This is a genomic window from Paenisporosarcina sp. P4_E4_2 (genome assembly GCF_056401595.1).
This window is the reverse complement of record NZ_JBFUJC010000507.1, coordinates 1-1501: the sequence shown is the minus strand read 5'-3', so window position 1 is coordinate 1501 and position 1501 is coordinate 1. Positions and strand designations below refer to the sequence as shown.

Annotated in this window: 1 protein-coding gene; it reads left to right on the top strand. The window is 37.3% G+C overall.

The window, feature by feature from the left end; translation table 11 throughout:
- Positions 1-46: 46 nt before the first annotated feature.
- The coding region (locus AC1DSB_RS19155; protein WP_477587407.1) for an FtsX-like permease family protein at positions 47-1501 on the top strand (1455 nt) is incomplete at its 3' end.

Sequence of the window (1501 nt, the reverse complement as noted above, 5' to 3'; positions counted from 1 at the left end):
CAGTGAAGGTTTAGGTTTTTGGGGAGATGATAAAGGTGAGATAAGCTTGAGTCAATACCAATTATTGGTTGGTATTGATCCAGAAGAGGAAGCTAAACTTGTAGGACTAGACGAGGCAGTTCAACTATCTGATACGAGCCGATACTTAGAGCCAAATGAAGATGCTATTTACGATGAAAAAATGGACCGTTTATTTGAAATTCCTGTTTTAATAAATAATAAAAGCTTTTCAAATAGCCTGTTTCAGGTTTCTCAAGAAAAATTAGCTATCCCTTTTAATACTGATACTGAAAAGCAACAAGCTGCCGAATTAATTAAAAAAGGAAATGGACGGGACTATTTAAATGAGTTGGAGACAGAGAAAGTAGACAGTTTTGAGTTAACTGGTGAAGAATTGGAAAACATGATCTTTAAAGCTTTGGCGAACCCGAATGACAATCCTTCCTTATCAGTTCATGGAACTCAATTAGTTTTTAAATCCAGTATTCTTGATTATCAAAAATTAGAAAGTCCTTTCCCAGAGAGATGGTCAAATAGTTACGTAGTGTCAAGCAAGCCCGTCGAAATGATTGATATTTTTAAAGATGTTTTACCGAATTCAGGTTTCAGAAAAGCAGAATTGTTAGATCATGAATTAACTGAAGACGGAGTACCTCTCTTGCCAGTATTGAGATTGAATATTGTTGGGAGTTTCTCTTCTGATAAATTAAAAATTAGTAAAGACCCTTTAACTGAACTACCACTTGAGACATATCGTCCTGCACAGGCGGGTATCGTCCTTGGACCAGACAATGAACCGTTAAATCCTTCAAGGACGATGAAAGGATCCGGTGTACCAACAGGCTTGCTTACAAATCCACCTAACATATTAACTACTGTGAAGGCAGCTGAAATCATTACGGGAGGGAATAGCATATCCTCCATTCGCATTAAAGTAAAAGGCATCGATGATATTGGAAATGCAGCGCAAGAAAAAATGGAACAAGTCAAAAATGATATTGAACGTGCGACAGGACTTCAAGTCATCATTACAAGAGGATCATCACCTCAACCAACCATCACCAAAGTGGTTGAACACGATAAAACGCTAGGGTGGATTGAACAACCTTGGATTCATATAGGCGCGGCTATCACCATTTTAAGAGAAACCTCATTAGGGTATACGAGTATTCTCGTTACCATCCTACTGATTGGTATGATGTATGTGTTTGCAACAACCTATGTATCTTATTTAACACGAAAGAAAGAATATAGCATATTTCTTGCGCTAGGATGGCGAACAGGCATTCTTCGGAAAATGCTGCTAGGAGAAGCATTCTTTTATGTACTCCTAATCACACTAATAGCCATTATTTTAGAAATGATTTTTATGCTAAATGGAAGCACATTCAACATTAGTAAGATTGTTTTGGTATTCGGTACATCGCTCGTTATTTATGGTTTAGGTATTGTTCTACCCCTCGTACAATATGGTTTAGGTATTGTTCTACCCCTCGTACAA